We start from the raw sequence: 26,074 nt of genomic DNA, 5'->3' as shown, positions 1-26,074 counted from the left end.
ATTATGCAAACCTATCCAGTATGAAAACAATTCAACTTCTAATCTTTGCCTTATGTGTAACAGCAGTAATTTCCTGCAAAGATGATCAAAAATTATCAGAGACTCAGGTTGAGCCGACAGTATCTACGTATTATTTTATAAGACATGCTGAGAAGATTAGGAGTAATTCCGAAGATATTGATCCGGAATTAAACCAAAAAGGTCTTGGCCGGGCCATGCACTGGGCGGAAATATTGAACGATATAAACCTGGATGCTATTTATTCTACAGATTATGAGAGAACAACAATGACTGCCGCGCCAACTTCAGTTAAACAGGAAATCACAGTTCAGTACTACGATCCGTCTGATATCAATATCGAGCAATTCAAAATGAATAATTTAGGGAAAAACGTACTTGTTGTAGGGCATAGTAATTCAACCCCGGATTTTGTCAATAAGATGCTTGGAGAAGAGAAATACGAAGCTATGGATGACTATGACAATGGCAGTCTTTTTATTGTCCAAATAAGCGGTCAAAATATCACTTCCAGCCGTTTACATTTTAATTGTAATTGCCCGGACTAACTTTAATATCCTCAAGTCTGATATTTGAAAGAATTTCTAATTTTTTTGATTTAAAAAGTGCTTCCATATCATAAACTGAACTAGCTGTGGCTGGTTTATAATTAATATAATCCACAAATCGAATTCCATTTATAACCCTTTCGTTAGTAGCTTCACGAAATCTGGTTCCGCCACCATTTACATGAAACTCATAGGCCAAATAATCCGGTTTATAGGTATCTTTATTGAACCAATAGATATAAATATCATCAAAATCCTCACCTCCATCTTTTTCATCAAAAGTAATTTCCACCTTATAATAGTGCCTATCCCCTATCTTAGTTTCACCCAGTAGCTTTTTGTTCACAGCAGGGTCATTCAATCCGTACGGCAGATAAGCAAAATAATGAACAGAATTTATTGAATTTGAATATTTAATTGCCATCGAATCAACGACATCCTTGGGGGAACCATTAATGTACCTCTCAAAACTATTGTCTTTAAGGATATCAAGAATAGTTGTCGAATCTTCTTTAATAATTCGTTTTAGTATTTTTCTACCTTCTATATTCTCCTTTTCATACCTAAGCTTACGAAAGGTGAATGAAATATTGCTTGATTTGTAAAGCTTACCCCCAGAGACTTCAATGGATTTATCCACGATATCCTGTGCAGAGAATTGATCTGAATCAACATTTTTACAACCTATGGCTACAAGGAAGATTACAGAAAAAATTATTCTTATCATGTTGTCATTTATTACGTAATCGTAAAAGTCTTCTTTTCTTTACACTTTTCATAAAAATAAAATCTAAATCCTTCATATTGTACTCTTTTAATTGTTCTTACTTTTGCTACTTATGCAGAAAGCTATTAACATAAAAAACAAAAAAGCCCGGTTTGAATATGAATTCCTGGATACCTATATCGCGGGAATTGTACTTTCAGGATCTGAAATTAAGTCTATACGGCTGGGTAAAGCTTCAATTACCGAAAGTTTTTGTGAATTCAATGAAGCTGGTGAACTATTTGTCGTAAATATGCAAGTTGATGAATATTCACATGCCACCCATTTTAACCACAGACCAAAAGCTCCGCGTAAACTTCTTCTGAAAAAGCAAGAATTAAGAAAATTGGAGAAAGAAGTAAAAAATACCGGCCTTACTATTATCCCTTTAAATCTTTTTGTGAATGACAAGGGGTTGGCAAAACTCAAAATTGCCCTGGCAAAAGGAAAAAAGTTATACGATAAAAGGGAAAGTATTAAGGACCGTGAAAATAAAAGGAACCTGGACCGGCTTAAAAAGAATTTTAACAACTAAATCTTATTGGGTCCCTTCACTAAAGGGCAAAAAATTAATTTTTGTCTTCCAATAGTGGTACAAAACGAAAGGATCCATATTCCTGTCGCTCAAATTCCTTTTCAGACTTTCTAATAATACGGGTCATAATTTGATCATCAAGACCAACAGGGATTACCAGTTTACCATCGACCTTTAATTGAGATAAAAGAGCTTTGGGGATTTCAGGAGCTCCTGCGGTAACAATAATTCCCTCAAATGGAGCCTCTTCGGGAAGCCCTTTATACCCATCTCCAAAAATGAACTTTTTGGGTCTATATCCCATTTTTTTAAAAAACAGCGAGGTTTTTTTAAACAATTCCAGTTGGCGTTCAATGGTGTATACTTTGGCTTTCAACTTCAAAAGCACGGCGGTCTGATAACCGCTCCCTGTGCCAATTTCGAGTATTTTATCCCCGGGCTTCACTTCTAATAATTCCGTTTGGAATGCCACTGTATACGGTTGTGATATGGTTTGATCTGCTGCTATGGGAAAGGCTTTGTCCTGGTAGGCATGATCTTCAAAACTGCTGTCCATAAATAAATGTCTTGGAACCGCTCTGATAGCATCCAAGACACCTTTATCTTTAATATTCTTAGCAGCAATAACTTCTACCAATTTATTGCGCATTCCCCTATGTTTAAAAGTATCTTTCAATAGTTTGGTTTTGTGTTGCTAAAATTAGAAAATCAATTTGGAAATAGGTGCATTTTCAAAGCGATACCTTGCTATATTTTAGAATTAATCTCCTTATTTTTGAAAAAACATAAACTTATGCTCAAGATTGGTGTATTAGGTGCAGGACATTTAGGAAAAATTCATTTGCGCCTTCTTAACGAATCCCCTAAATATAATCTTATTGGTTTTTACGATCCCGATGCCGAAAATGGCAAAACGGTTGAGTCCGAGTTTGGATATACCTATTTTGAAAATATAGATTCCCTGATGAATGAAGTAGATGTGGTAGATATTGTAACCCCTACTCTATCTCATTACGAATGTGCAAAAAAAGCAATGCAGAAAGGTAAACATGTTTTTATTGAAAAACCCATTACCAATACCCTGGAAGAAGCTGAAGAGCTTTTAATTATTGAAGACAAAAATCAGGTAAAAGGACAAGTTGGGCATGTTGAACGCTTTAACCCGGCCTTTGGGGCAGTAAAAAATAAGATCAAGGATCCTATGTTTATTGAAACCCACAGACTTGCAGAATTCAACCCGAGAGGTACAGATGTACCGGTGGTACTGGATTTAATGATCCATGATATCGATGTAATTCTAAGTGTTGTAAATTCGGAAGTAAAAAGAATTAACGCCAGTGGTGTATCTGTAATTAGCAATTCACCTGATATCGCCAATGCCAGGATTGAATTCCAAAATGGTTGTGTTGCAAATCTTACTGCTAGTAGAATCTCACTTAAAAATATGAGAAAATCGCGATTTTTCCAGCGTGATGCCTATATCTCAGTTGATTTCCTGGAAAAACAAGTGGAAGTTGTAAAAATGAAGGACGCTCCCGAAATACCCGGAGAATTTGATATGGTCCTTCAGAATGCCGAAGGAGAAAAGAAGCAAATCTATTTTGAAAATCCTGAAATAATGAGCAATAATGCTATTCAGGATGAACTTGAAACATTTGCCGATGCAATAACCAATGACAACACACCTATGGTAACCTTAAAACAGGGCACTAAGGCACTGGATGTGGCCCTGCAGGTAATTGCCTCTTTTAAAGACGCGTAGCTTTAGAGCAAATAGTAATCAACAATGATCTAAGAATTAATCTGAATATAATGGCAACAAAAATTGCAGTAATAGGTGCAGGAACGATGGGGAATGGTATAGCCCATGTTTTCGCCCAAAACGGTTATGAAGTCAGTTTGGTAGACCTCTCACAGGCAGCGCTTGACAAAGGGATTTCTACTATTTCCAGGAATCTGGACAGGATGCTCGTAAAGGAAGCAATTACCGAAAGTGATAAAGCGCAAACATTGGATAATATAAGGTCCTATACTTCCCTAAGAGAGGGAGTAGATAAGACTAGCCTGGTTATTGAGGCTGCGACGGAAGACCTCTCCCTAAAACAGGGTATATTCAAAGAACTTGATAAACATTGCCATGAAGACACCATTCTTGCAACTAATACGTCTTCCATATCAATAACTCAAATTGCAGCGGCAACAAATAGACCGGATAAAGTTATAGGAATGCACTTTATGAACCCCGTGCCCATTATGAAATTGGTAGAAATAATCAGGGGTTATAATACAAGTGACAGTGTTACTAAAACAACAATAGAAATTGCTGAAAAATTAGGCAAAATAGCTACTGAAGTAAATGACTATCCCGGGTTTGTAGCTAATAGAATTCTTATGCCTATGATAAATGAAGCCATCGAAACACTTTATACCGGGGTAGCAGGTGTAACGGAAATTGATACAGTAATGAAATTTGGTATGGCACATCCTATGGGACCACTTCAATTGGCAGATTTCATAGGGCTCGATGTATGCCTTTCTATTCTTAATGTCATGTACGATGGGTTTAAAAATCCAAAATATGCACCTTGCCCACTTTTGGTTAATATGGTTATGGCCGGTAAAACAGGTGTTAAATCCGGAGAGGGGTTTTATGATTATTCCGAATCGCGTAAGGCGGAAAAAGTAGCAGCTCAATTCACTTCATAGTCCAATGGCAATCATCAAACCTTTTAAAGGCATTAGACCAGCCAAAGACAAAGTACCTTTTGTTGCTTCAAAATCCTACCAGGAGTATTCAAAAAAAGAATTGGAATGTATTTTAAATTACAATCCATTTTCGTTTTTACAAATCCTTAATCCCGGATACAGGTTTAATAAATCCGTATCCGGGAAAGAACGCTATAATCTTATCCACAACCGATATTTGGAATTTGTAGAAGACAAAATCTTGATAGAGGATAGTGAGGAAAGCTTCTATCTATACAGAATAGAAAAAGACAATTTTAATTGTTGTGGCCTTATTTGTGCCACCAGTACTGAAGAGTACAGAAACTCCACAATTAAAAAGCATGAAAACACCCTGGAAAAGCGTGAAAAGTTATTTGCAAATTATCTGGAAATGGTCCAGTTCAAAGCCGAACCTGTTTTGATGATATATCCCGATTCCACAGAAATTGCGGAAATGATTGGGAAGCAGACCTCTGCTACTCCTGAATGGCATTTTACAACTCCCGATAACATTACACATACGTTTTGGAAAATTTCAGAAAACAACTCAATAAAAGCGTTTCAAAAAGAATTTAGCAAGGTAAATTCCTTATATATTGCCGATGGTCATCACAGGAGTGCATCTTCAAATCGGTTGTCTATTAGATCAAAAAAACAAAACCCCAACCATAGCGGGAATGAACCTTATAATTTCATAATGAGTTACCTCATTCCCGAATCGGAAATCAGAATCTTTGAATTTAATAGAATGGTTAGGGATCTAAACGGACATACTACCGAAGAGTTTCTGGTTAAATTAGATGAACTTTTTAGGATTAAGAAACACGGCAATCGATTGTACAGACCAGGCAAAAAGCATCATTTTAGCATGTATCTAAACGGCTCATTTTATTCCTTATACCTAAGGAAAAGTGTATACAAATTCACAGATGCCCTTAGCAAACTGGATACACAAATATTATTCAAGACTATTCTGGAACCCATCCTGGACATTAAGGATTTAAGAAATGACAAAAGAATACAATATGGATTTGGGAAACGCAATGTACTTCGGATGAAAGATGAAATTGATAAAGGAAATTTCACTGTAGGTTTTGGTCTGGTGCCCTTAGAAGTGAATGAAATTAAAGCAATAGCCGATGCCGGACTAGTTATGCCTCCCAAAAGCACTTACATAGAACCCAAGCTTCGAAGCGCACTAGCAATTTATGAACTAGGCTTACCACCGAAAAATTAAAAGCTTACCTTTAAATATAACAATTGTATTTGTCTGTGGCTTCATTCAAAAATGACCATGAAATAATTTCAAAATAAGAACAAGTGTCGATAAAAAACAATCTGCTTCAAATACTTGAAAACCTTCCAAAAAAGGTATCCCTTGTTGCCGTTTCAAAAACAAAATCAAATTCAGAGATCATGGAGGCCTACGAGGCAGGCCAGCGCATCTTCGGAGAAAACAAAATTCAGGAAATGGTCCGTAAATGGGGTGAATTACCAAAAGATATCGAATGGCATATGATTGGACATGTGCAAACCAACAAAGTAAAATACATGGCCGAGTTCGTTACTTTAATCCATGGTGTGGATAGTCTCAAACTTCTTAAGGAAATTAATAAACAAGCTTTGAAACACAATCGGAAAATAAACTGCTTGCTTCAGGTCCACATCGCACAGGAACCGTCAAAATTCGGACTTAGTGAAAAGGAATTATTCGAGCTAATAAATGATGCGGTATTTGAAACCCTTCAAAATGTTAGTATACAGGGATTAATGGGTATGGCTTCTTTTACCGATGACAAAGTCCGGATTCAATCAGAATTTTCATATCTGAAATCAATTTATGACAAACTAAAAAATAATATGCCCCAATTAAATGTTCTCTCAATGGGAATGAGTGGGGATTATAAAATTGCGATTGAGGAAGGCAGTACCATGGTACGCATAGGAAGTAGTATCTTTGGGATGAGAAATTACCCCTAAAAGATCGAAAAAGGCTATTCTAAGTTGTAATATTGGAAATGTACGCTATACTTGACATAGAAACCACGGGAGGAAAATATAATGAAGAAGGGATAACTGAAATCGCGATTCATAAATTTGACGGACATGAGGTTGTTGACAAATTCATCAGCCTGGTGAACCCCGAAAAAGAAATTCAGCCTTTTGTTGTTAAACTCACCGGTATTAATAACAAAATGCTAAGGACCGCGCCTAAATTTCACGAGGTCGCCAAAAGAATTGTTGAAATTACTGAAAATGCCGTCCTTGTTGCCCATAATGCGCAATTTGACTACCGAATATTAAGAACTGAATTTCGCAGATTAGGATATGACTTTGAGAGGAAAACGCTTTGCACAGTAGATCTATCTAAAAAGTTAATTCCTGATGCAGCTTCACATAGCCTTGGCAAATTGGTGCGTTCTCTGGGTATCCCGGTCAGCGATCGTCACAGGGCGAATGGTGATGCCCTTGCTACTTTGAAATTGTTCAAACTTCTGCTTACGAAAGACAGCGATAAATCAATAATTAAAGAGATTGTACGAGAAGAATCTCTTGGAGAACTAACCCAAAGGCAATTAGATATTGTAGAAAGCATGCCAACAGAGGTTGGAGTTTACTATATGTATAATAAGGATGGTGAAATTATATTTCTTGGTAAAAGCAACAATATAAAAAAACGCGTGAACAGGCATTTTTTAAAAAGTGGCGAAATAGGGAGACAAATACAAAAAGAGACTAAAAAAGTTACTTATGAAAAAACCGGTAATGAATTAGTCGCTCTTTTAAAAGAGAATGAGGAACTCATAAAGAATAAACCAAAATACAATACCAGAAATACTCCCGTTAATTCATCCAAAAAAAAACAACGGATACAAATTAATGGATATAAGAGTTTATCAAATAGCTTAATTATTGTGGACAAAGGGCGCGAAATAGGTGAACGTAGTGCCATATTAATTAAAAATGGCTTTTTTCATGGTTTAGGATACTACAACCTTAACTATCAAATAAATAATATTCATATCTTAGAATCGATTATTACTCCTATGGAAAGTTCTGGGTATACCAGAAAGATTATTGAATCCTATTTGAGGGATAAAAGAGTGCAAGAGATTATTGAACTGAAAGATTACGAGTGACAAACGACGAAGCAAAAAAAGGCTGGAAATATAAACTTCATGAGATTATTTATGGCACGCATACGCCAGCAGGCAAGCTGTTTGATATTGTCCTGCTGATTGTTATCGTATATAGTGTTATAATAGTAATGTTAGAGAGCATCCCTAGTGTAGATGGGAAATACCACAAATTTCTCGATACTTCAGAATGGGTGGTGACGATATTGTTTACAATAGAATACATCCTTCGGCTAATTTGTATAAAAAAACCCTCTAAGTATATCTTCAGTTTTTTTGGTATAGTCGATCTTCTTTCTACTATTCCTAAATACTTGTCCTACTTCATAGGCGGTACTCAATATATTACGGCATTTAGAGCTTTAAGATTACTGCGTGTATTTAGAATTCTTAAACTGGTTCGCTTTGTTGGCGAATCCAATAATCTAATGCGGGCCTTAAGAGCAAGTAGGACCAAGATCTTTGTTTTTGTCTTTTTTGTCCTGGTTATCTCTGTATTGCTGGGTACGATTATGTATTTGGTGGAAGGTCCTGAGCATGGGTTTAACAGCATTCCTCATAGTGTATACTGGACCATTGTTACCCTGACTACAGTAGGATATGGTGACATTTCACCAGAAACCGGACTAGGGCAGATCATTGCTACTTTTATTATGATTATTGGTTATGGGATAATCGCAGTGCCAACAGGTATTGTATCCGCAGAATATTCAACAATGAATAAAGAAGACCAACAAGCAGATATGGGAAGGTGCTGTCATTCCTGTGGTACAGAAATTCTAAGAATAGATGCCGAATATTGTAGAAGCTGTGGCACTAAATTAAGTCCTGACTGATGAAGGGTAAATACCTTGTAACAGTTGTAGGCCCAACCGCAATTGGCAAAACAAAACTGGCTGTAAAACTGGCCAACTATTTTAAAACCGAAATCATTTCGGCAGACTCCAGACAATTTTACAAGGAAATGTCAATAGGCACAGCTGTACCTTCAAGCCGGGATTTGGAAAGCGTGCCGCATCATTTTATTCAACACAAGAGTATTCACGAAGACTATAATGTTGGGGATTTTGAAAAAGATGCTCTTAGAGTTTTGAACCAACTCTTTGCTAAAAAAGATTACGTTATTATGGTGGGAGGCAGCGGATTGTACGTTGATGCTGTTATTTATGGATTGGATACCTTTCCTGAGATTGATAAGGAGATACGATTCAAATTAAATATGAGGCATAAGGATGAAGGATTAGAGGTTTTACAAAATCAACTCAAGACACTCGACCCTGAATATTATGCTAAAGCGGATATTCAAAACCCACGCAGAGTACTTCGTGCTTTAGAAATATGTTTAAGCACGGGAAAAACTTACTCATCCTTTTTGAATAAAACCAAACCTAAGCGTTCATTTAATTCAATTATTGTAGGCATTACAGCTGACAGAGAAATTCTTTATGACAGAATAAATCAACGGGTAGATCGTATGATGAAAAACGGACTTCTTGAGGAAGCAAGAGCTTTATACAAATTTAAAGATTTAAACGCTTTACAAACCGTGGGATATAAAGAACTCTTTGACTACTTTGAAGGTATACAGGACCTGGATTTTGCAATTTCAGAAATAAAAAAGAATACACGCAGATATGCAAAAAGGCAACTAACCTGGTATAGAAAAAGTGCATCCATTTTGTGGGTAAATTATTCCGATCCTCATGATTCTATTCTCAATAAGATCACAAAATTAAAAGATACCTTATAAAATGGTGAAAAAGAATTCAGGAATTTATTTTATAATGGGAGTATCAGGTTGTGGTAAATCCACCATTGGTAATTTGTTGGCAGACAAACTAAATGTTCCATTTTATGACGGAGATAACTACCATTCCGAATTGAATGTAAAGAAAATGGCTTCAGGACGGCCTTTAACGGATAACGACAGACAGGACTGGTTACGTAGTTTGAATGACTTAGCAAGATCACACTCTCAAAAAGGAGCTGTGATTGCTTGCTCTGCTTTAAAAGAGTCTTACAGGCATATTTTGGATGCTGATTTAAAGGGAAATAGCAAATGGATATACCTTGATGGTTCTTTTGAAGATATAATGAACCGGTTGCGTAAACGAAAAGGTCACTTTATGCCTTCCGATTTATTAAAGTCTCAGTTTGAAACATTGGAACCACCACATAAAGCTATACAGGTATCTATCAATAGGGCTCCTGAAGAGATAGTGGAAAATATTATGGAGCAAATTTAGTTATACAAAAAAAGGCATCTTGCAGATGCCTATATATCTTGAAAGGATATTAGTCTTAATTTGTTTTTACCACCAGTCTGAATCCTTCTCCATGTATGTTTAGGATCTCAACAACATCATCTCGTTTGAGGTATTTACGCAATTTTGCAATATAGACATCCATACTTCTGGAAGTAAAATAATTGTCATCGCGCCATATCTTGGTCAATGCTAATTCACGAGGCATAAGGTCATTTTCGTGCAAAGCAAGTAATCTTAATAATTCATTTTCCTTAGGAGAAAGTTTAATGGGTTCTTCTTCCTTGTATTTAAGGAACCTCAGCTTCGAATTTAAGTGAAAGTTCCCAATATTAAATTCAAACTGCTTGCTATCGGCCAGGGTGTTAGACGCCTTCCTTTGAAGAATAGCCTTGAGTTTCATCAGCAATACTTCAGAATCAAACGGTTTATTCAAGTAGTCGTCAGCCCCCGCTTTATAACCCTTTAGCACGTCCTCTTTCATAGTCTTCGCAGTAAGAAAAACGATTGGTACATTTTCATTCTTTTCACGAATCTCTCTGGCTAACGTAAACCCATCCTTATAAGGCATCATAACATCTAATATACAAACGTCGTAATTATCCTTTTTAAATTTCTCAAATCCTTCCATTCCATTCTTGGCCAAAGTAACGTCAAAATCGTTCATGGACAGGTAGTCCTTCAAAACAATCCCAAAGTTAGGATCATCTTCAACCAATAGAATCTTTTTGTTTGCTGTTTCCATAAATTTTAAATTAATGGTAATTTAATATAAAAGCTACTTCCTTTATCTTTTTCACTTTCCGCGTAAACTTCTCCCTGGTGATCGTCTACAATTTTCTTTACATAAGCCAAACCCAGCCCATGCCCCTTAACATTGTGAATATCTCCGGTGTGTTCTCTGTAAAATTTCTCAAAAACTTTCTTGAGCACCGCTTTACTCATTCCCGCGCCTTGGTCTTGTATTTTAATGACAATAAAATTATTAACAGTTTCAGTATAAACATCAATTTTGGGAGCTTCGGGTGAATATTTCACCGCATTGTCCAAAATATTTACCATCACATTTCCAAAATGCATCTCATTTGCCAGTACATCTGATCTTTCAGCATCTAACCGGGTATGAATATATCCTCCCCTATCCGTTACGATGAGCTGAACATGTGTAATTGCCTTTTTAATAATGTCGTGAACATCTACCCTATCCTTACTAATATCTAATTGATTCTTTTCAAGTTTTGATATTCGAAGAACATTCTCAACCTGGGCATGCATTCTCTTATTTTCTTCCCTTATCATCTGCAAATACCGCTGAACTTTCTCCGTGTCCCCAATTATTTTTGGGTTTTTTATAGCTTCAACTGCCAGGTTTATCGTAGCGATGGGTGTTTTAAACTCATGCGTCATATTATTTATAAAATCTGACTTTATTTCTGAAATTTGCTTTTGCTTAATTAACTGATATATTGCTCCGGAATAAGCGATTACTATAATAAGCGTAAATACTAAAGATAGAACAGCCATCCCAAGAACAGATTGAAGCAAAAAGGTCTTCTTTTTAGGAAAAGACAGTAAAAGTTTAAAATTACTATTACCCTCGCTATCTTTAAAGAATGGCGTATTATACACAGTGGTACTGCCAAATTTAAACCTTTTGGATCTTACTTTAGTAGGTAAGCCTTTGCTATAAACTCCATATTCATAGTCAATATCTATACCCCGGGTTTCCAGTTCACGATCAAGAAGTAATTCTATCTCCTGTTTTGAAACACGCTTGTGAATTGGAACTTTTTCAGCATATTCCCTGTATACATCATCAAAAATTGCCTTATCTATAGATGATAAACCACCAACTTTCTCCAGTTTTTGAATAGGATTTAGCTTGTAGCTCTTTCCATCAAGACCAAAATCTTCCTTATAAATTGTTTTGGTGCGTTTACTGGTATAATTCCTTATTGTTGTGGTATCATTATTATTGCCATTGTCAAAGAACGTAGATGCGATATTATAATCCTCTTCTAAAATCCCATGTGAATAATACAGAATTTCGTTAGAATTTAAATCACGATCAATAAAAAATATATTGCTTAAATGGGAACTCTTGAATTCACCTACACTATCCTTAAGATTTAAAAACCTCTCTGAATAATCGTCCATTTCCCTGTCTTCAATTTTATCGGTAACTCGGATAAGAACTTCAGAAACCGTATTCGAAAATTGTTCCTCTTTGTCTTCAACAGAACTTTTGATCCAATACAATTGTACAGAAATGATCCCTATAAGAGAAAGGCTCATTAGAATAACCAGGCTAACAAATAATCTCTTATTCATCGTTTTGGTAAATTTAAAAATTTAACATTTAGTGGATTGCCTGTTTAACCTAACCTTAACAAAAATGTTAAAAAAGCGTTTAAACCACTATTTTAAGGAGTTGATCGTGAATACTATGAACCTGTAATTTTGTCTTTTCCAGGTCAATATTTTCAATAATAAAATCCGATAACGGAATCTTTTCAGAATCCTTCCACTGATTCTCCATCCGTGCCAGAATCTCCTCTTTTTCATGTTTATCCCTTTTCATAATCCTTTCTAAACGGTCGGCTTTCGGGGCTTTTACAAGTATCATCTTATCAAAATTCTTATAGGAGCCATTTTCAAATAGTACGGCCGCCTCCTGTATAACATAAGGTGTACTTTTCTTCTCAACCCAGGCCATGAAGTCTTTTTTAACCGCAGGATGAACTATCGCATTAAGTTTTTGAAGTAAATTTTTATTTGTAAAAACCTTATCGGCAATATACTTTTTGTTTAGGCTTTCATTTTTATATGATTTTTTACCCAGTAAATCTTTAATTGCCGTTTTTAACTCCTCAGACTCGCACATTAATTCTTTAGCGCGTGAATCAGAATTGTAAACAGGAATACCCAATTCCTTAAAAAGTTTGGCCACTGTTGTTTTACCACTACCTATACCGCCTGTTAATCCAACAATCCTCATTGACGTTTCAAAATAAATTCCACTTCATTCTTCAATAGTTGAACATTGTATACATCTTCCGGTTTTTCGATGATACTTACCTTAAGATATTTACTATTTCCTTTGTGCTCCTGAAAATTAGCCGCAACTGTAAAATCCTTAGAGCTAATATCTTTTAATCGATCTATTCGAGCCTTGCACAGCACAGAAATAGTGCTTGGAAATGTATTAATCTGAGTTCCCTCCGGAAGGTTAATAACCTCCACAGGAATTTCAATCACTTTTTCTGAGAATCTAAATACCTCTCCGGAGATTTTAACTTTTTGAACAGCTAATTTAGAATTTATTAATTCCTCGGGTTTAACCAAATCAACCGTAACCGTAAAATTCTCAGTAATTTCATTGAGCTCCAACTCTGATGTTGAGATAGACTTCACAAGGTCTAATTCCGTCTTTGGGCCGGTAATAGAAATATTTGGTGGTTCTATTTTTAATGGTCCGTCTACGAGATAATTCTGAGCAGGATTCAAGCCAATTTTAGGTGTAACCGGAACTTCCTTCACCTCAACTAGATAAAAATCCAAAAACAAAGTATCCCGTTCTACTTCCATAAGGGTCATTGAGCCCGATAATTGGTCCTCTATTTGTTTTTTGAAATTGGATTGGGTCACGTAATACTTCGATTGAGCGCTGGTCATATTTGACAGATCTATTACAACATTTTTCCTATTGTAGTAAAATCCAAGGAATTGAAATCCACTGGCTCTGAGTTTTACATCAATGTTTTTTGCTGAGTTATCTGCCAGTAATAGACTATCAGGTGCATTGATATACTCCAGGTCAAATGTAGTGCGGTCGACATAGGTCTCGGATAATTTACTCACCAACCATGCCAGAAATGAACATAATAGAAAGACTAAAAAGATATTTATCTTCCTTTTGTCATGCCTGCTTTTGACTCTTTTTTGTATCATTAAATCCGTTTAAAAAATAATTCCGGAAAAAGCTCCTCAGGTTTACTTTGGCTAAAATTAATTAAGATAACCGATTTTAAAAAACCATAACCATAACCGAAAAATTGAATCAAGACGGCTAAGACTGCCAACATGGCAACTGAAAGGTTTTTATTCTTTATCAAGGCATCTAAAAAAACTAACGTGAAATAAGCGACATAAAGTATGAATGGCCAAAGATATTGTTGTTGTCCAACCAATAGTAAGAACAGGGAAGCGACCAACCCTATGCTGAAGAAGGAAGGAAACCAATAGAATATCCTGGCAGAACCAGGATGCCAGCTATTAAGGATTGGACGTACCATTCCAAACTTTTTAACTTGTAAAAAGAACTTACTGAAACTAATTCTTCGTTTATGATATACAAAGGCCTCCGGAATTAATTTACTTTCATAACCCTCATTCCATAATCGCATACTTAAATCTGGGTCCTCGCCCGGATGTATATTACCAAAACCCCCGGATCTTTCGAAAGCTTCTTTGGATATCCCCATATTAAAACTCCTGGGTTGAAATTTATCTACAGCTTTTTTGTTGCCTCTTATTCCCCCTGAAGTAAAAACCGAAGTCATGGAGTAATTAATGGCTTTTTGAATGTTCGAGAAAGATTCATGGGCGGCATCCGGGCCTCCAAAACAATCCACATAGTGAGCTTTTAGGGAAACAGCTACCTTTTCCAGGTAGTCCGGTGGAATTATGCAATCTGAATCCAGTATTATAAAATAATTCCCCCGGGCATGTTTCATCCCATAGTTTCTCGAATCCCCCGGCCCGGTATTTTGTTTGAACAGATATGTGATCTTCAAATCACCCTTATAATGGTCAATTACAGCTTCAGAAGTAGTAACTGAGCCGTCTTCCACTATAACTATTTCATAAGGATCTTTATAAGTCTGGCTGATCAGACTTTCCAGAAGTTCCCGAATTTCATCAGGCCTGTTAAATACGGGAATAATTAAAGAAAAAGAAAATACCATATCTCAACATAGGATACAATTTATAGCCATCCCGTAATGTATGCGTTTTAAAAATATTTATATGCCCTTAGTCTTCAAAATGCTCAATTACCTCCTGACTCACTCCGGTATTTGAAAAACCGCCATCATGAAATAGATTCTGCATGGTAACTTTTTTCGTTAAATCTGAAAAGAGAGATACCGTATAATCTGCACAATCCTGAGCAGTCGCATTTCCAAGTGGAGACATCTTTTCTGCGTAGTTGATAAAAGCGCCAAAACCTTTAACTCCCTGGCCTGCTGTAGTTGGTGTAGGCGATTGAGAAATCGTATTAACTCTAACCTTTTTTTCCTTGCCAAAAAAGTACCCAAAACTCCTCGCGACTGATTCCAAATAAGCCTTATTATCAGCCATATCATTATAATCCGGGAATGTACGTTGCGCTGCCATATAGGTAAGGGCAACTATGCTACCCCATTCATTCATTGCGTCTGCCTTGTATAAACTTTGCATAACCTTATGAAAAGAAAGCGCCGAAACATCCCATCCTTTGGCCGTGAAATCATATTTCTCATCAGTATATAATCGACCTTTTCGGACATTAACTGACATACCTATAGAATGTAAAACAAAATCTAGTTTTCCTCCCAGGATTTCCATTGATTTTGTAACCAAAGTATTCAAGTCTTCCTCGTTCGTGGCATCTGCGGGAACTATTTGTGATCCGGTTTTTTCAGCCAGCTTATTAATCTGGCCCATGCGCATTGCAATTGGTGCGTTTGTCAGAACGAATGTTCCCCCTTCTTCATGTACACGTTCTGCTGTTTTCCATGCAATGGAATTTTCATCAAGTGCCCCAAAAATAATCCCTTTCTTTCCTTTTAATAAATTATATGCCATCTTAAAATTCTTTGGTTTAAGTTGTTGTCAAAGATATCTAAAAAAGTAGAAACTAAGGTCCTTAGCACCTATAATTGAATTGCCATTCATATCAGATAAAAAAAACAAAAAATGCCGAAACCCTTCTAATTTAAAAGTTCCCTTGCGTGAGCCAAAGCAGAATCCGACAGGTTCTTTCCTCCAAGCATTTCTGCGAGTTCAAATACCCGTTCATCTGCTAATAACTCTCTCACCTGCGTTAGAGTGCTATGGTCTTTATCTGTTTTAAATACCTTAAAATGATGATCACCTTTTGAAGCAATTTGCGGAAGATGTGTAATTGAAAAAACCTGCATATATTTACTCATATCGTGCATAATATCACCCATTCTATTTGAGATTTCACCGGAGACACCACTGTCTATTTCATCAAACATTAGCGTGGGTAATTGTTCGTATCGGGCAAGTATGGATTTTATCACAAGCATAATCCTGGAAAGTTCACCTCCTGAAGCTACTTTTTTCAACGTATTGTAATCTGAGCCTTTATTTGCCGAAAACAAGAAAGATAAGGTATCCCTGCCATTACTTTTATAATCCTCTGTTGGAATAATTTCAATCTTGAACGTAGCATTGGGTAAGCCCAGGGAATGTAAAGAAATTTCAAGCTTTTCTTTGATTTCAGGTATTGCATCAGCCCTTTTTGACGTTAATAAATTAGCATCTTCATCCAGGTCTTTTTTTAACTTTAAAAGTAAATTTCTTTTTGTTTCTATTTCCTCTTCCAGATTTTGTGTAGCCCCTACTTTGGCAGCGATATTTTCTTTTACTTCAAGCAATTCGGAGACGCTGCTTACATCGTGCTTTCTTTGGAGGTCGTATAAAACCTTTAATCTATTGCTTATTTCCTCAAGCTTGGCGGGATCTGGCTCAACAGACTCCTGGAGTGTTTGCATTTCTTCTGCAATATCCTTTATTTCAATAAATACCGAATCAATTCTTTCCCTGAGATCCTCAAATTTATTCCCTGTTGCTGAAAGCTGGGCGGATACCTGTTTAAGTTCCGAAAGCATGCTTATAATACCTCTATTTTCATCATTAAGAAGGTAATTTCCTTTAGAAAGGTTCTCAAGAATTAGCTCAACATTGTTTAGTTGCTGATATGTCTCCTCCAAATTTTCCTGAAGCCCGTCTTCAAGAAATACAGCATCCAATTCATCCAACAAAAATGTATTGTAATCATATTCCTTATTTGCATTCTTTTGAAATTCGGTTAACTCATCTAGCTCCCTTACGCTGGTTTTATATGTATGGAGTTTACGAGTATATGAGTCCAGTAATTTTGTATTGTCTGCAAATGCATCCAGCATTTTTAATTGATAATCATGTTCTGTCAATTGCAGCGTTTGATGTTGTGAATGAATGTCGATTAGACGTTTCCCAAGTTTTGTAAGTATGTCAAGTGTTAAAGGTGAATCATTTACAAAAGCTCTTGATTTTCCACCGGGGTGAATTTCCCTTCGAATAATTGTATTTGGGTCGTATTCCAAATCGTACTTTTCAAAAAACGATTCCAAATTGTAATTCTTGATATCAAATACGGCTTCAATAATACATCGGTTTGCTTTGTCTTTTAGAGATGACATGTCGGCCCGTTTTCCCAATACCAGGGAAAGTCCCCCTAATAGTATTGATTTTCCGGCTCCTGTTTCTCCTGTGATTGTTGTAAAACCACTAGTGAAGGTAACATTGAGACTATCAATCAATGCATAATTTTTTATGGATAGATTTATCAGCACAGCTATATCTTATAATATGGTCTGTAAAGATAATTTATTATTGCAATGAAAAAGTAGTGGTTAATATGTTATTTCATCCCAGGTTGTAGAATAGAACGGCGCTACTCTATTCAAAGTTTCTTTTAGTGAAACTATATCTACCTTAGGACCATCAGAAAAGATGTTTTGTATTTCCTCAGATTTAGCATCGAAGAAAGTTTGTATTAATAATGCATTGGGCCTTCTTTGCATTAAAGTCTCAAACAGCCGCATTGAGCCTGCTATGACCTGTTTTCCGGTACTATTATTATCTCCCAAAATATCAAGGCCTTTTCGGTGATAATTATACATGGCTATCCGATATTCCCTGAATGTATTGGACAGAAGGTTATCTACAAGTACAAACCTTGTTCTATTGTCGGAGGCAGATTGACTCCAGCCAGAAAATCCACTTCCCTGAGCATTGGTTACAATTTGCTGTGCTTCCTTGTAAAAATCTGTACCGCCCTCAAGGGCAAAGGTATCGGCATCCAGTCCTAGCATAATGTAAATATAATAGGAAATAACACCTACCAGGTTGGAATCAAACACATTGGGATTGTAGACCAAAGGCTGAAATTCAATATATCGAAAATTGAATTGATTGTCCTTATAATTAAAAATTGGACTTTCGTACGAAGTATTGAATACGGGACGAGATGACTGAATCTGAATATTTCCACTAAATCTGTCAGATGCATAATCCGTAATGGTAATAAACATCCTGGCGTTTACCTTTTCATTTTCCTTATAAATTCTGTTCGTCCATTGGCTTTTATTGACAAAATCATTAAGAGCACGTTCCAGAGTCCCAAAAATTTGCCGATTGGTCTGATTAACCTGATCAGCATTAACTGTTATAGTACAATTAATCTCCTGAGCACCGATGTTATGTACTAAAGCAAAGATTACAAAGAGATATAGAAAATTACGCATGACCCCTGGAGATGATTTCATTCAAAATGTCCAAGGCTACTTCAGCCTTGCTCTTAACATCAAACGTTTTTATATCCAAATTCTTATCTATAAAAGTAATTTTGTTTGTTGCCTTACCAAAGCCGGCATCAGGGTCATTAAGTGAATTCAGAACGATAGCATCCAAATTCTTTTTCATTAATTTCTTTTTGGCATTCTCCAGTTCATTTTCCGTTTCCAATGCAAACCCCACTAAATATTGATTTTTCTTCTTCTCACCCATAGACAATAGAATATCTTCGTTTTTAACGAATTCTATTTGAAGACTAGTGGCTTCTTTTTTGATTTTCTGTTCAGATACCTTACCAGGTCTGAAATCTGATACAGCAGCCGCACAAATAGCAATATCACAATCATCGTAATGCTCGTGAGCAGCGGAAAACATTTCCTGAGCAGATACCACTCTTACGACGTCAATTGAGGGGTTTTCCAGTGTTAAATGTGAAGGGCCTGTAACCAACACTACCTTACCCCCCAGATTGGCTGCGGCTCTCGCCAATTCATACCCCATAAGACCAGTAGAGTGGTTCCCTATGAATCTTACCGGGTCTATAGCTTCATATGTAGGGCCGGCAGTAATAACGAATTTTTTTCCTTTAAAAGGCAAATTCTTGGAGAGATAATCTTCTAAAAACTGTATGATATCCTCTGGTTCCGCCATTCGTCCTTCTCCGGATAATCCGCTGGCCAATTCCCCTTTTCCTGCTGGAATCATATTATTTCCAAAAGTTTGTAATTTTTTCAAACTCGCCTTTGTGCTGGGATGTTTATACATATCAAGATCCATGGCGGGAGCAAAAAATACAGGGCACTTGGCGGACAAATAAGTAGCCAGTAATAAGTTATCGCAGGTACCACTAGCCATTTTACTCAATGTGTTTGCAGTAGCCGGAGCAATTAGCATAATATCTGCCCAAAGGCCCAGGTCAACGTGGTTATTCCAGTCTACGGTACCTTCCTCCTCCTTTGTGAAACTCATAAGAACCGGATTCCGGGATAGGGTAGCAAGTGTTAAAGGGGTAACAAAAGAAAGAGCGCTTTCAGTTAAGATGACCTTAACTTCAGCGCCAGCTTTTATAAATAATCTAACAAGAAAAGTAGTTTTGTAGGCAGCAATACCCCCGGTAATACCCAACAGGATTTTCTTACCGCCTAACATATTACTGTTCGTCTTTCTCTGTATTTCTGTAATAAATTTTGTCCTCTAGCCATTCCATAACAGCCAGTGCATGAGGTTTAGGAAGTTTTTCATAAAATTTGGAAACCTCAATTTGCTCCTTGTTCTCGAAGACCTCTTCAAGGCTATCGCTATATGTTGCAAATTCTTCCAGCTTTTCCAAAAGCTCCTTTTTAATCTCTGAATTAATCTGAATTGCCCTCTTTGAAGCAATTGAAATTGCCTCATAAATGTTATCCGTCGGTTCATCAAATTCATTTCTATTGAAGGTAACCGTAGAAACCGGAGCTTTGGAATTCTTTAAATCGTTCATATTCATTTTGAAAGGTTTTCTTGTTCGGAATAATTGTTTAATTGTTCATCTACTTTTTCCACCAAATCATTGGCATCTTCAGCATATTTGGTTCCAGGAAAATATTTAAATAAATTGTTATACGCCAATTTTGCATCCTCCAGGCGTTCTTTTTTACGTTTTTCTGTACTGTTCAAAGCGAGATTTGTTGTAGCCTGTATTTTGAGATAAAGCGCTTCCTCCCTATAAATTGATCCCGGATGATCTGAGATAAAATTATCCAGAGAAGCAATTGCGGAAATGCTGTAATCCAAAATGTAGGATTTCCCCAGTTTTGTAAACTGTTTGGCTACTTCAAAAGCTTTTCGTTCTTTTTTGGTAGTTAATTCCTTTGCCATAATATTAGCTTCGGCAAAGTATTCAGATTCAGGGTAAAGGTTGATAAACAACTGTAATTTTGTCAATGCCTTATCCGTATCAGTCTGATCTACAGAATATCTGGGTGAAAGCATATAATAACTCTTAGCACCAAGAAATGCTGCTTCTGAAGCCTTGTCACTTTTTGGATAGGATTTTAAAAAACGCTCAAACTGATATCCTGCAAAATTATAATCTCCTATCTTAAAATAACTGTCGGCAAAAAGGAACATTACACGCTCGCCTTGTGGTTTACCCACATAACCCGGGGCTATTTGTTCAAATAAACGATTGGCCTTTTTGAAATCACCTTCTTTATAAAGCCTCTCCGCCAACTCATATTTTTTATTTGTGTTGGGCTTTTTCAACACCTTTTGGTATTCACCACAGGAATTGAAAATAAAGGTAACACAAAGTAGGAGGAAAAGATATTTGGTTCTAAAAAACATTTTGCAAAATTAGGAATAATTGGCGGAATAAAAAACTTTAATTACTAGCTAAGATACTACCTGTAAAGCTATTAAAATGCTGTTCTATTGAAGTTTTAACCCAATTTTGGCATTTGAATTCTCTTAAAACCAGCTATAATTAAGCCTAAAACAGATATTATAAGTAACCTAAGCCCTAATTTTTGAGAAAGTCCTCATAAAGTCATTAATCTGTCCTTTAAGCTTCGAGGATGCTTCTATTAAAGGTAAGCGGACTGCGGGACCACAAATTCCCTGAACTTCTAAAACAGATTTTATCCCTGCAGGATTACCTTCTTGGAAAATCAATTTCATCCCAACGAGCAGAGCGTTGTGCAAAGCGTATGCCTGATCCTTTTCACCAAGTAGTCCCAGACTGATCATTTTTGTAAACTCATTTGGCAGACCTTGTCCTAAAACCGAAATTACTCCTGCTCCTCCTGCAAGCACAGTAGGTAAAGCCGTAAAATCATCACCTGAAATCACCAAAAAATCAGAAGGTAATGAATTTATAAGTGTTGTTATTTGACTGATATTCCCAGAAGCTTCTTTTATTCCAATGATATTAGAACAATCATTTGCTAGTCTGATCACTGTTTCCGGTTCAATATTGCTACCCGTTCTGCTGGGTACATTGTATAAAATTATCGGTTTATCTGAAACCCCGGCCAGGGTTTTAAAGTGTCTATAGATGCCCTCTTGGGTAGGCTTGTTGTAATAAGGTGATACCGATAAGATTGCTTCAAAATCATGTAGTTTGGTCCTTTGTATTTCCTCTGTCAGCTGAAGTGTATTATTGCCCCCAATACCAACCACAAGGGGCAGTCTTCCGGCATTTTCTTCTGCCACCACTTCCATTACCAATTGTTTTTCTGATGTTGAAAGCGTGGCAGATTCAGCTGTGGTTCCTAAAACCACAAGGTAATCCACGTTTCCATCAATACAATAGTTTACGGTGCGTTTTAACGCGACAATATCAATGGATAAATCAGGCTTAAAAGGAGTTATTAAAGCAACTCCGGTTCCTAATAAATTCTTCATAGCATTTGGCATCAAACATCAATTTCTCCTAAAACTTTGAGGTATTTCTTTAGTTCCTTTTTAAACGTTTTAAAATCTGTGAGCGGGGTTCCCAAAATCAAATCATTATGTCTTTCATCAATTTCGGCAAATCCAACATTAATTCTTGCCCTGGTTTTTACCGTCATTAACTGGAGCATTAAATTTTCTTCATCATAATAATTTACTAGCATATCATAATCCCTGCTTAAAAATTCCAAAGCATAGCTATTTTCAATGTCCCCGTTCCACCCCAGGTCTTTATCGGAAAAAATAGGGGTCGCGTATGGGGAATTTTTGTCATAATAGCTTTTATATCCAATAATTTTAATGGCATTAGGTCTTAATTTATAGTCCTCCACAAATTCATAAAACAATTCCGATTGGTCAAATTTATCCAAATCTACAATTATGGCAACCGAAGTAATACCACTCTTACGAGCTACTACTTCCTGCTGTTTTGCCATTTGTTCTTTCAAATACTTTGAACCGGATTTGTATTTGAATTTATCTCTAATTCCCTTAAAAAACATGTACCTTTACCTTTAGGCAAATGTAATTAATATCCCGGCAATTATAGTGCTAAGATAAAAAGGATAATGAATTTAAAAATACAACATTTTGTTATTTTTGTAACAATTACAGTTTTCTTTTCCTGTACGAATACACCTCAGCGACTTACCGGGATATCCGGCGTTCAACTCCCCATTACCGATTCAATAGTTGGGGCAGATTCAATAGAATTATTTGTTGCTCCATATCGGGAACGTGTAAATGAGGTTTTAGATAGCGCATTGGCCTTTGCACCCAAAACAATTACAAAATTAGATGGCAAATTCAATACTTCGGCTGGCAATTTAATGGCTGATATAGTTCTGAGTGAAGCTAACCCCGTTTTTAATTCAACATCCGGACAAAATATAGATTTTGTTATCTTAAATCATGGGGGTATTCGAAGTATTATTTCAAAAGGAAAAGTAAGCGCAAGAACCGCTTATGAAGTAATGCCCTTTGACAATTCTATAGTTGTTGTGGCGATCAAAGGGAAGTCGGTAAGAGATTTGATTTCCTTTTTAATAAAGGCGGATAGACCACATCCTATAGCAGGTATACAGATTGTTTTAAATAAAAACGGGACCCTCAGGGATGTGAATATTAAGGGCAAACCCTTTGATGAAAATAAAACATATCAGGTGGCCACATCCAGTTATTTGGCAGATGGTGGCGATAATATGGGGTTTTTCAAAGATGGTCTCAAAGTCGAAGATTTGAATTATTTTATTCGAAATGCCATGATTGATTATTTTATAAAAGTAGATACCCTTACTGCGGAAGTAGACGATCGTTTTGTTAAAATTCAGGAGAAATGAAGAGAAGAGACTTCGTTACAAATTCGTTTGCCGGAGGTACCTACATAAGTATGGGTGGACTGAGTCTGAATAGCTGCAAATTGCAAAAGACGACACGCATTACCATCTTACATACCAATGATGTTCATAGTCATATAGATCCTTTCCCGGAGGGGCATAATTCATTCCCGAATAGGGGTGGCGTAGCAAGACGAGCTGCATTAGTCCATAAAATCAGAGAGGAAAATCCGAATACCCTTTTACTGGATGCCGGTGATATTTTCCAGGGCACGCCATATTTTAATTTTTATGGCGGTGAATTGGAGTTTAAATTAATGACTATGCTCAGGTATGACGCGGCTACTATCGGAAATCATGACTTCGATAAAGGCATTGAAGGCCTATTAGCGCAGATGCCATATGCTAACTTTAAATTGCTCTCAGCTAATTATGATTTTACGAATACGGTTATGAATGGTTTTGTGAAAGCCTACGAGACATTTTTATTGGATGGTATCAAAATTGGAGTTTTTGGATTAGGAATAAAACTACACGGCCTTGTTCCGGAGAATTTATTTAAAGAAACAGTTTATCAGAATCCGATTGAAATCGCGCAGGATATGAGTAGTGTGCTGAAGAATGAGGAAAATTGTGATTTGGTTATTTGCCTATCGCATTTAGGATACGCCTATAAGGACAATCAAAGACCCAGTGATTTGCAACTAGCTCAAAAGACCGATAATATTGATCTCATTATTGGTGGACACACACATACTTTTCTAGATAAACCCGTAGTGCGACAAAACCGTTTAGATAAACCTGTTTTGGTTAATCAGGTCGGTTGTTATGGTATCAACCTCGGTAGAATTGATTTCCATTTTGACGCTAAAAAGAACTTTCAGTCAGATGGCTTATCCATTAGTGTCTGAAGCTAATTGATCTATTCTTTTAAAAATGTTATGAAAGTAAATGGGAAGATCTCCAAAGGACATGGAATTGCTTCCGGGAAGACACAAGATATTAGATATCCTAAGGGTACCCTGAGCGAGCAACTCCCCTATTTTAAAGAAGGAGGGTTAGATCTTTCCAGCTATTATTTAGGAACCATAAATCTGGATATTTCACCTTATCAATATAAAATAGGCGAACCAAAATTCTTTTTTGAAGCTATTCCATGGTCGGAGCATATTCCACCCGAAAATTTTTATTTCTTAGATGTAACTTTATTTTTTAGAAAAGAGGCATACACCGGTTTAATTTATATGCCAGATCCAGATACTAAGATTGACCATATTCAGGAAAATTCAGTCCTGGAGCTAATTATGCCAAGAATCTCCGGGCTGTCCTATGGGATGCAGGTTTACATTGATATTTCAGATAAACAACTGCAATTGTTTATACCATAAGGGTCTACAGGCGTTTGAAACCTAAATCTTCCTGACTAATTCAATTCTTTGGTATTTAGAATGTAATCCACCAATATTCTAAATTCTTCCTCCAGTGTAAAAGTTGGATAGGGCTTGTTCGCCCTTCTGTACCAATATTGAGCATTGAATTTATCCCCTTCCTTGCGGTGCAGATAAGCATGTATCCAACACCCTAGTTTTGAAGGAATATCTTGCGCAATGTCGTGTGAAGCATTCCAATTCCCTTTTGCATCATACCAAAGAGCTTGCAAGCTTTCTGGCAACGACTCTGAAGGATACTCATTTTTTAAGGAATCTAAAAAATCCTGGTAGTTAAACGACTCTTTCATTTTTGCCTGGGTAAATTTTACACTTCATTCGGACAATTTTAACCCTATTTGGTCCTATTTAAATTGAAACATAAAAAGAATAGACCGTTCTTGAATACAACTATAAAACAGTCTAATACTTAACACAATTATTATGAAAAAAATTTCAATTTCTTATTTATTAACAGCAATGTTCTTATTGGGTATTGCTTTCATTAGCAATGCTCAGGAGACAGAAGCCCCTATGTGGGAATCTATTGTATTAACTCCCGATAACACTAAGTTAAAAGTTCTTAGTGAAAATATGCGGGCACATAATCAAAAATACCATAAAGAAGGTCCTCATAAGGCCACTGTCTATAATATTTCGAGCGGTCCGGATATTGGCAAAATTGTATGGATGATGGGTCCTTTGAAATATGCACATCTCGATTCCAGACCTGCTGAAGGAGGACATGATGAGGACTGGCGGGATAACATAATGGCGTATGTAAAGAAAATGCAACATGGAGAATATTGGAAAGGTGATGTTAAACTCTCCAATACAGATATGTTAACCGATGATCCTTCAGACTATCCTATTCAATTTATCAGGTATTGGGAAGTTAATCTCGAGCACTCTCATAATGTGGAGGCCATGCTAACGCTTATTAGTAAAACAATAAAAGCCATGGATGGCAACAACGCCTGGGGCGTTTATTATAACCAATTCAGACAGGGAACCAAAATAGGTCGGCATATCGCGACAGTTGGTTTCTCTAAAAATTGGGCTGAATTTGATGAAGCACCAAGGTTTAAAAAAACCTTTTTTAGTGTTCATGGAGAAGATAAATGGGACGCTTTCCTAAGAAACATGGATCAGGTAATGGATAATAGCTGGGATGAAATATGGGTTTACGACAAAAACATGAGTGGGGATTAACAAATCCTTGATGAATTTATTAAAATCCTCTTTTATTTATAAA

30 protein-coding genes are annotated in these 26,074 nt (G+C 36.5%); 14 read left to right on the top strand and 16 right to left on the bottom strand.

The features are described 5' to 3' along the window. Positions 1 to 20 precede the first annotated feature (20 nt). Complete coding sequence (locus Q0X77_RS04450; protein WP_297793630.1) at positions 21 to 566, top strand: histidine phosphatase family protein; 546 nt, start codon at positions 21 to 23, stop codon at positions 564 to 566. Here the strand turns inward: Q0X77_RS04450 and Q0X77_RS04445 are convergent. Then, the gene (locus Q0X77_RS04445; RefSeq protein WP_297793627.1) at positions 544 to 1,293 is read right to left on the bottom strand and encodes a DUF6503 family protein; all 750 of its coding nucleotides are present in this window, start codon (positions 1,291 to 1,293) and stop codon (positions 544 to 546) included. The genes Q0X77_RS04450 and Q0X77_RS04445 overlap by 23 nt on opposite strands. 112 nt (positions 1,294 to 1,405) lie before the next feature. Here Q0X77_RS04445 and smpB point away from each other — a divergent pair, with 112 nt between their 5' ends. Beyond that, positions 1,406 to 1,867 carry an SsrA-binding protein SmpB gene (gene smpB / locus Q0X77_RS04440; protein WP_297793624.1) on the top strand — a complete coding sequence of 154 codons (462 nt, stop codon included), beginning with the start codon at positions 1,406 to 1,408 and terminating at the stop codon, positions 1,865 to 1,867. A gap of 34 nt (positions 1,868 to 1,901) precedes the next feature. On the opposite strand, the gene Q0X77_RS04435 is transcribed toward smpB, so the two are convergent. Beyond that, positions 1,902 to 2,543, bottom strand: coding sequence for a protein-L-isoaspartate(D-aspartate) O-methyltransferase (locus Q0X77_RS04435; protein WP_297793622.1), 642 nt, complete (start codon positions 2,541 to 2,543; stop codon positions 1,902 to 1,904). A 117-nt stretch (positions 2,544 to 2,660) separates the two neighbouring features. On the opposite strand from Q0X77_RS04435, the gene Q0X77_RS04430 reads away from it, so the two are divergent. From Q0X77_RS04430 to Q0X77_RS04395, 8 genes are all read left to right on the top strand, one after another. Beyond that, positions 2,661 to 3,629 carry a Gfo/Idh/MocA family oxidoreductase gene (locus Q0X77_RS04430; protein WP_297793670.1) on the top strand — a complete coding sequence of 323 codons (969 nt, stop codon included), beginning with the start codon at positions 2,661 to 2,663 and terminating at the stop codon, positions 3,627 to 3,629. Between the two features lie 50 nt (positions 3,630 to 3,679). After that, positions 3,680 to 4,573 carry a 3-hydroxyacyl-CoA dehydrogenase family protein gene (locus Q0X77_RS04425; RefSeq protein WP_297793619.1) on the top strand — a complete coding sequence of 298 codons (894 nt, stop codon included), beginning with the start codon at positions 3,680 to 3,682 and terminating at the stop codon, positions 4,571 to 4,573. Positions 4,574 to 4,577: 4 nt separating this feature from the next. Next, entirely contained in the window at positions 4,578 to 5,831 is a 1,254-nt protein-coding gene (locus tag Q0X77_RS04420) for a DUF1015 domain-containing protein (RefSeq protein WP_297793615.1), read from the top strand. A gap of 83 nt (positions 5,832 to 5,914) precedes the next feature. After that, positions 5,915 to 6,574: a YggS family pyridoxal phosphate-dependent enzyme gene (locus Q0X77_RS04415; RefSeq protein ID WP_297793612.1), complete on the top strand. Its 660-nt coding sequence runs from the start codon at positions 5,915 to 5,917 to the stop codon at positions 6,572 to 6,574. 38 nt (positions 6,575 to 6,612) lie between these two features. Continuing rightward, positions 6,613 to 7,734: an exonuclease domain-containing protein gene (locus tag Q0X77_RS04410; protein WP_297793609.1), complete on the top strand. Its 1,122-nt coding sequence runs from the start codon at positions 6,613 to 6,615 to the stop codon at positions 7,732 to 7,734. Next, the gene (locus tag Q0X77_RS04405) at positions 7,731 to 8,567 is read left to right on the top strand and encodes an ion transporter (RefSeq protein WP_297793606.1); all 837 of its coding nucleotides are present in this window, start codon (positions 7,731 to 7,733) and stop codon (positions 8,565 to 8,567) included. Before Q0X77_RS04410 ends, Q0X77_RS04405 begins: the two co-directional genes overlap by 4 nt. Continuing rightward, the gene (miaA, locus tag Q0X77_RS04400; protein ID WP_297793603.1) at positions 8,567 to 9,481 is read left to right on the top strand and encodes a tRNA (adenosine(37)-N6)-dimethylallyltransferase MiaA; all 915 of its coding nucleotides are present in this window, start codon (positions 8,567 to 8,569) and stop codon (positions 9,479 to 9,481) included. The genes Q0X77_RS04405 and miaA overlap by 1 nt, the downstream gene beginning before the upstream one ends. A 1-nt stretch (position 9,482) precedes the next feature. Continuing rightward, a complete protein-coding gene (locus Q0X77_RS04395) occupies positions 9,483 to 9,977 on the top strand; it encodes a gluconokinase (protein ID WP_297793600.1) in 495 nt (164 codons plus the stop codon). 55 nt (positions 9,978 to 10,032) lie between these two features. Here the strand turns inward: Q0X77_RS04395 and Q0X77_RS04390 are convergent, their stop codons facing one another. The 13 genes from Q0X77_RS04390 to Q0X77_RS04330 all read right to left on the bottom strand — a co-directional run bounded on the left by Q0X77_RS04390 (position 10,033) and on the right by Q0X77_RS04330 (position 22,558). Then, entirely contained in the window at positions 10,033 to 10,740 is a 708-nt protein-coding gene (locus Q0X77_RS04390) for a response regulator transcription factor (RefSeq protein WP_297793598.1), read from the bottom strand. Between the two features lie 5 nt (positions 10,741 to 10,745). Continuing rightward, positions 10,746 to 12,326 (bottom strand): HAMP domain-containing sensor histidine kinase, encoded by a 1,581-nt coding sequence (locus Q0X77_RS04385; RefSeq protein WP_297793595.1) that lies wholly within the window; start codon positions 12,324 to 12,326, stop codon positions 10,746 to 10,748. Between the two features lie 79 nt (positions 12,327 to 12,405). Beyond that, positions 12,406 to 12,993 carry a dephospho-CoA kinase gene (coaE, locus tag Q0X77_RS04380; protein WP_297793592.1) on the bottom strand — a complete coding sequence of 196 codons (588 nt, stop codon included), beginning with the start codon at positions 12,991 to 12,993 and terminating at the stop codon, positions 12,406 to 12,408. After that, positions 12,990 to 13,946 carry a YbbR-like domain-containing protein gene (locus Q0X77_RS04375; RefSeq protein ID WP_297793590.1) on the bottom strand — a complete coding sequence of 319 codons (957 nt, stop codon included), beginning with the start codon at positions 13,944 to 13,946 and terminating at the stop codon, positions 12,990 to 12,992. The genes coaE and Q0X77_RS04375 overlap by 4 nt, the downstream gene beginning before the upstream one ends. Further along, positions 13,946 to 14,962 carry a glycosyltransferase gene (locus Q0X77_RS04370; RefSeq protein WP_297793587.1) on the bottom strand — a complete coding sequence of 339 codons (1,017 nt, stop codon included), beginning with the start codon at positions 14,960 to 14,962 and terminating at the stop codon, positions 13,946 to 13,948. Before Q0X77_RS04370 ends, Q0X77_RS04375 begins: the two co-directional genes overlap by 1 nt. A gap of 67 nt (positions 14,963 to 15,029) precedes the next feature. Beyond that, entirely contained in the window at positions 15,030 to 15,842 is an 813-nt protein-coding gene (locus tag Q0X77_RS04365) for an SDR family oxidoreductase (RefSeq protein WP_297793584.1), read from the bottom strand. Between the two features lie 125 nt (positions 15,843 to 15,967). After that, positions 15,968 to 17,620 (bottom strand): DNA repair protein RecN, encoded by a 1,653-nt coding sequence (gene recN, locus Q0X77_RS04360; protein WP_297793582.1) that lies wholly within the window; start codon positions 17,618 to 17,620, stop codon positions 15,968 to 15,970. A 60-nt stretch (positions 17,621 to 17,680) separates the two neighbouring features. Then, positions 17,681 to 18,574 carry a DUF4835 family protein gene (locus tag Q0X77_RS04355; RefSeq protein WP_297793579.1) on the bottom strand — a complete coding sequence of 298 codons (894 nt, stop codon included), beginning with the start codon at positions 18,572 to 18,574 and terminating at the stop codon, positions 17,681 to 17,683. Beyond that, positions 18,567 to 19,772 (bottom strand): bifunctional phosphopantothenoylcysteine decarboxylase/phosphopantothenate--cysteine ligase CoaBC, encoded by a 1,206-nt coding sequence (gene coaBC / locus Q0X77_RS04350; protein WP_297793577.1) that lies wholly within the window; start codon positions 19,770 to 19,772, stop codon positions 18,567 to 18,569. Before coaBC ends, Q0X77_RS04355 begins: the two co-directional genes overlap by 8 nt. A gap of 1 nt (position 19,773) precedes the next feature. Next, a complete protein-coding gene (locus tag Q0X77_RS04345; RefSeq protein ID WP_297793574.1) occupies positions 19,774 to 20,109 on the bottom strand; it encodes a DNA-directed RNA polymerase subunit omega in 336 nt (111 codons plus the stop codon). Further along, complete coding sequence (gene bamD / locus Q0X77_RS04340; protein WP_297793571.1) at positions 20,106 to 20,948, bottom strand: outer membrane protein assembly factor BamD; 843 nt, start codon at positions 20,946 to 20,948, stop codon at positions 20,106 to 20,108. The genes Q0X77_RS04345 and bamD overlap by 4 nt, the downstream gene beginning before the upstream one ends. A gap of 168 nt (positions 20,949 to 21,116) precedes the next feature. Beyond that, entirely contained in the window at positions 21,117 to 22,007 is an 891-nt protein-coding gene (gene dapA, locus Q0X77_RS04335) for a 4-hydroxy-tetrahydrodipicolinate synthase (RefSeq protein ID WP_297793568.1), read from the bottom strand. Between the two features lie 11 nt (positions 22,008 to 22,018). Continuing rightward, on the bottom strand, positions 22,019 to 22,558 hold the full coding sequence (locus Q0X77_RS04330) for a hypothetical protein (protein ID WP_297793565.1): 540 nt from the start codon (positions 22,556 to 22,558) through the stop codon (positions 22,019 to 22,021). Positions 22,559 to 22,624: 66 nt separating this feature from the next. On the opposite strand from Q0X77_RS04330, the gene Q0X77_RS04325 reads away from it, so the two are divergent. The 3 genes from Q0X77_RS04325 to Q0X77_RS04315 are packed head-to-tail and all read left to right on the top strand — an operon-like array spanning position 22,625 to position 24,780. Further along, positions 22,625 to 23,395 (top strand): 5'-nucleotidase, encoded by a 771-nt coding sequence (locus Q0X77_RS04325; RefSeq protein ID WP_297793563.1) that lies wholly within the window; start codon positions 22,625 to 22,627, stop codon positions 23,393 to 23,395. Next, complete coding sequence (locus Q0X77_RS04320; RefSeq protein WP_297793560.1) at positions 23,392 to 24,303, top strand: bifunctional UDP-sugar hydrolase/5'-nucleotidase; 912 nt, start codon at positions 23,392 to 23,394, stop codon at positions 24,301 to 24,303. The genes Q0X77_RS04325 and Q0X77_RS04320 overlap by 4 nt, the downstream gene beginning before the upstream one ends. 30 nt (positions 24,304 to 24,333) lie before the next feature. After that, complete coding sequence (locus Q0X77_RS04315; RefSeq protein ID WP_297793557.1) at positions 24,334 to 24,780, top strand: hypothetical protein; 447 nt, start codon at positions 24,334 to 24,336, stop codon at positions 24,778 to 24,780. A gap of 35 nt (positions 24,781 to 24,815) precedes the next feature. On the opposite strand, the gene Q0X77_RS04310 is transcribed toward Q0X77_RS04315, so the two are convergent. Next, a complete protein-coding gene (locus Q0X77_RS04310; RefSeq protein WP_297793554.1) occupies positions 24,816 to 25,130 on the bottom strand; it encodes a hypothetical protein in 315 nt (104 codons plus the stop codon). A gap of 133 nt (positions 25,131 to 25,263) precedes the next feature. Here Q0X77_RS04310 and Q0X77_RS04305 point away from each other — a divergent pair, with 133 nt between their 5' ends. Next, a complete protein-coding gene (locus Q0X77_RS04305) occupies positions 25,264 to 26,031 on the top strand; it encodes a hypothetical protein (protein WP_297793550.1) in 768 nt (255 codons plus the stop codon). Positions 26,032 to 26,074 lie beyond the last annotated feature (43 nt).

The sequence above is a fragment of the uncultured Eudoraea sp. genome (assembly GCF_947258925.1).
Taxonomy (GTDB): domain Bacteria; phylum Bacteroidota; class Bacteroidia; order Flavobacteriales; family Flavobacteriaceae; genus Eudoraea.
Note: the sequence above shows the minus strand (reverse complement) of the source record. Positions and strands in the feature narration are given on the sequence as shown.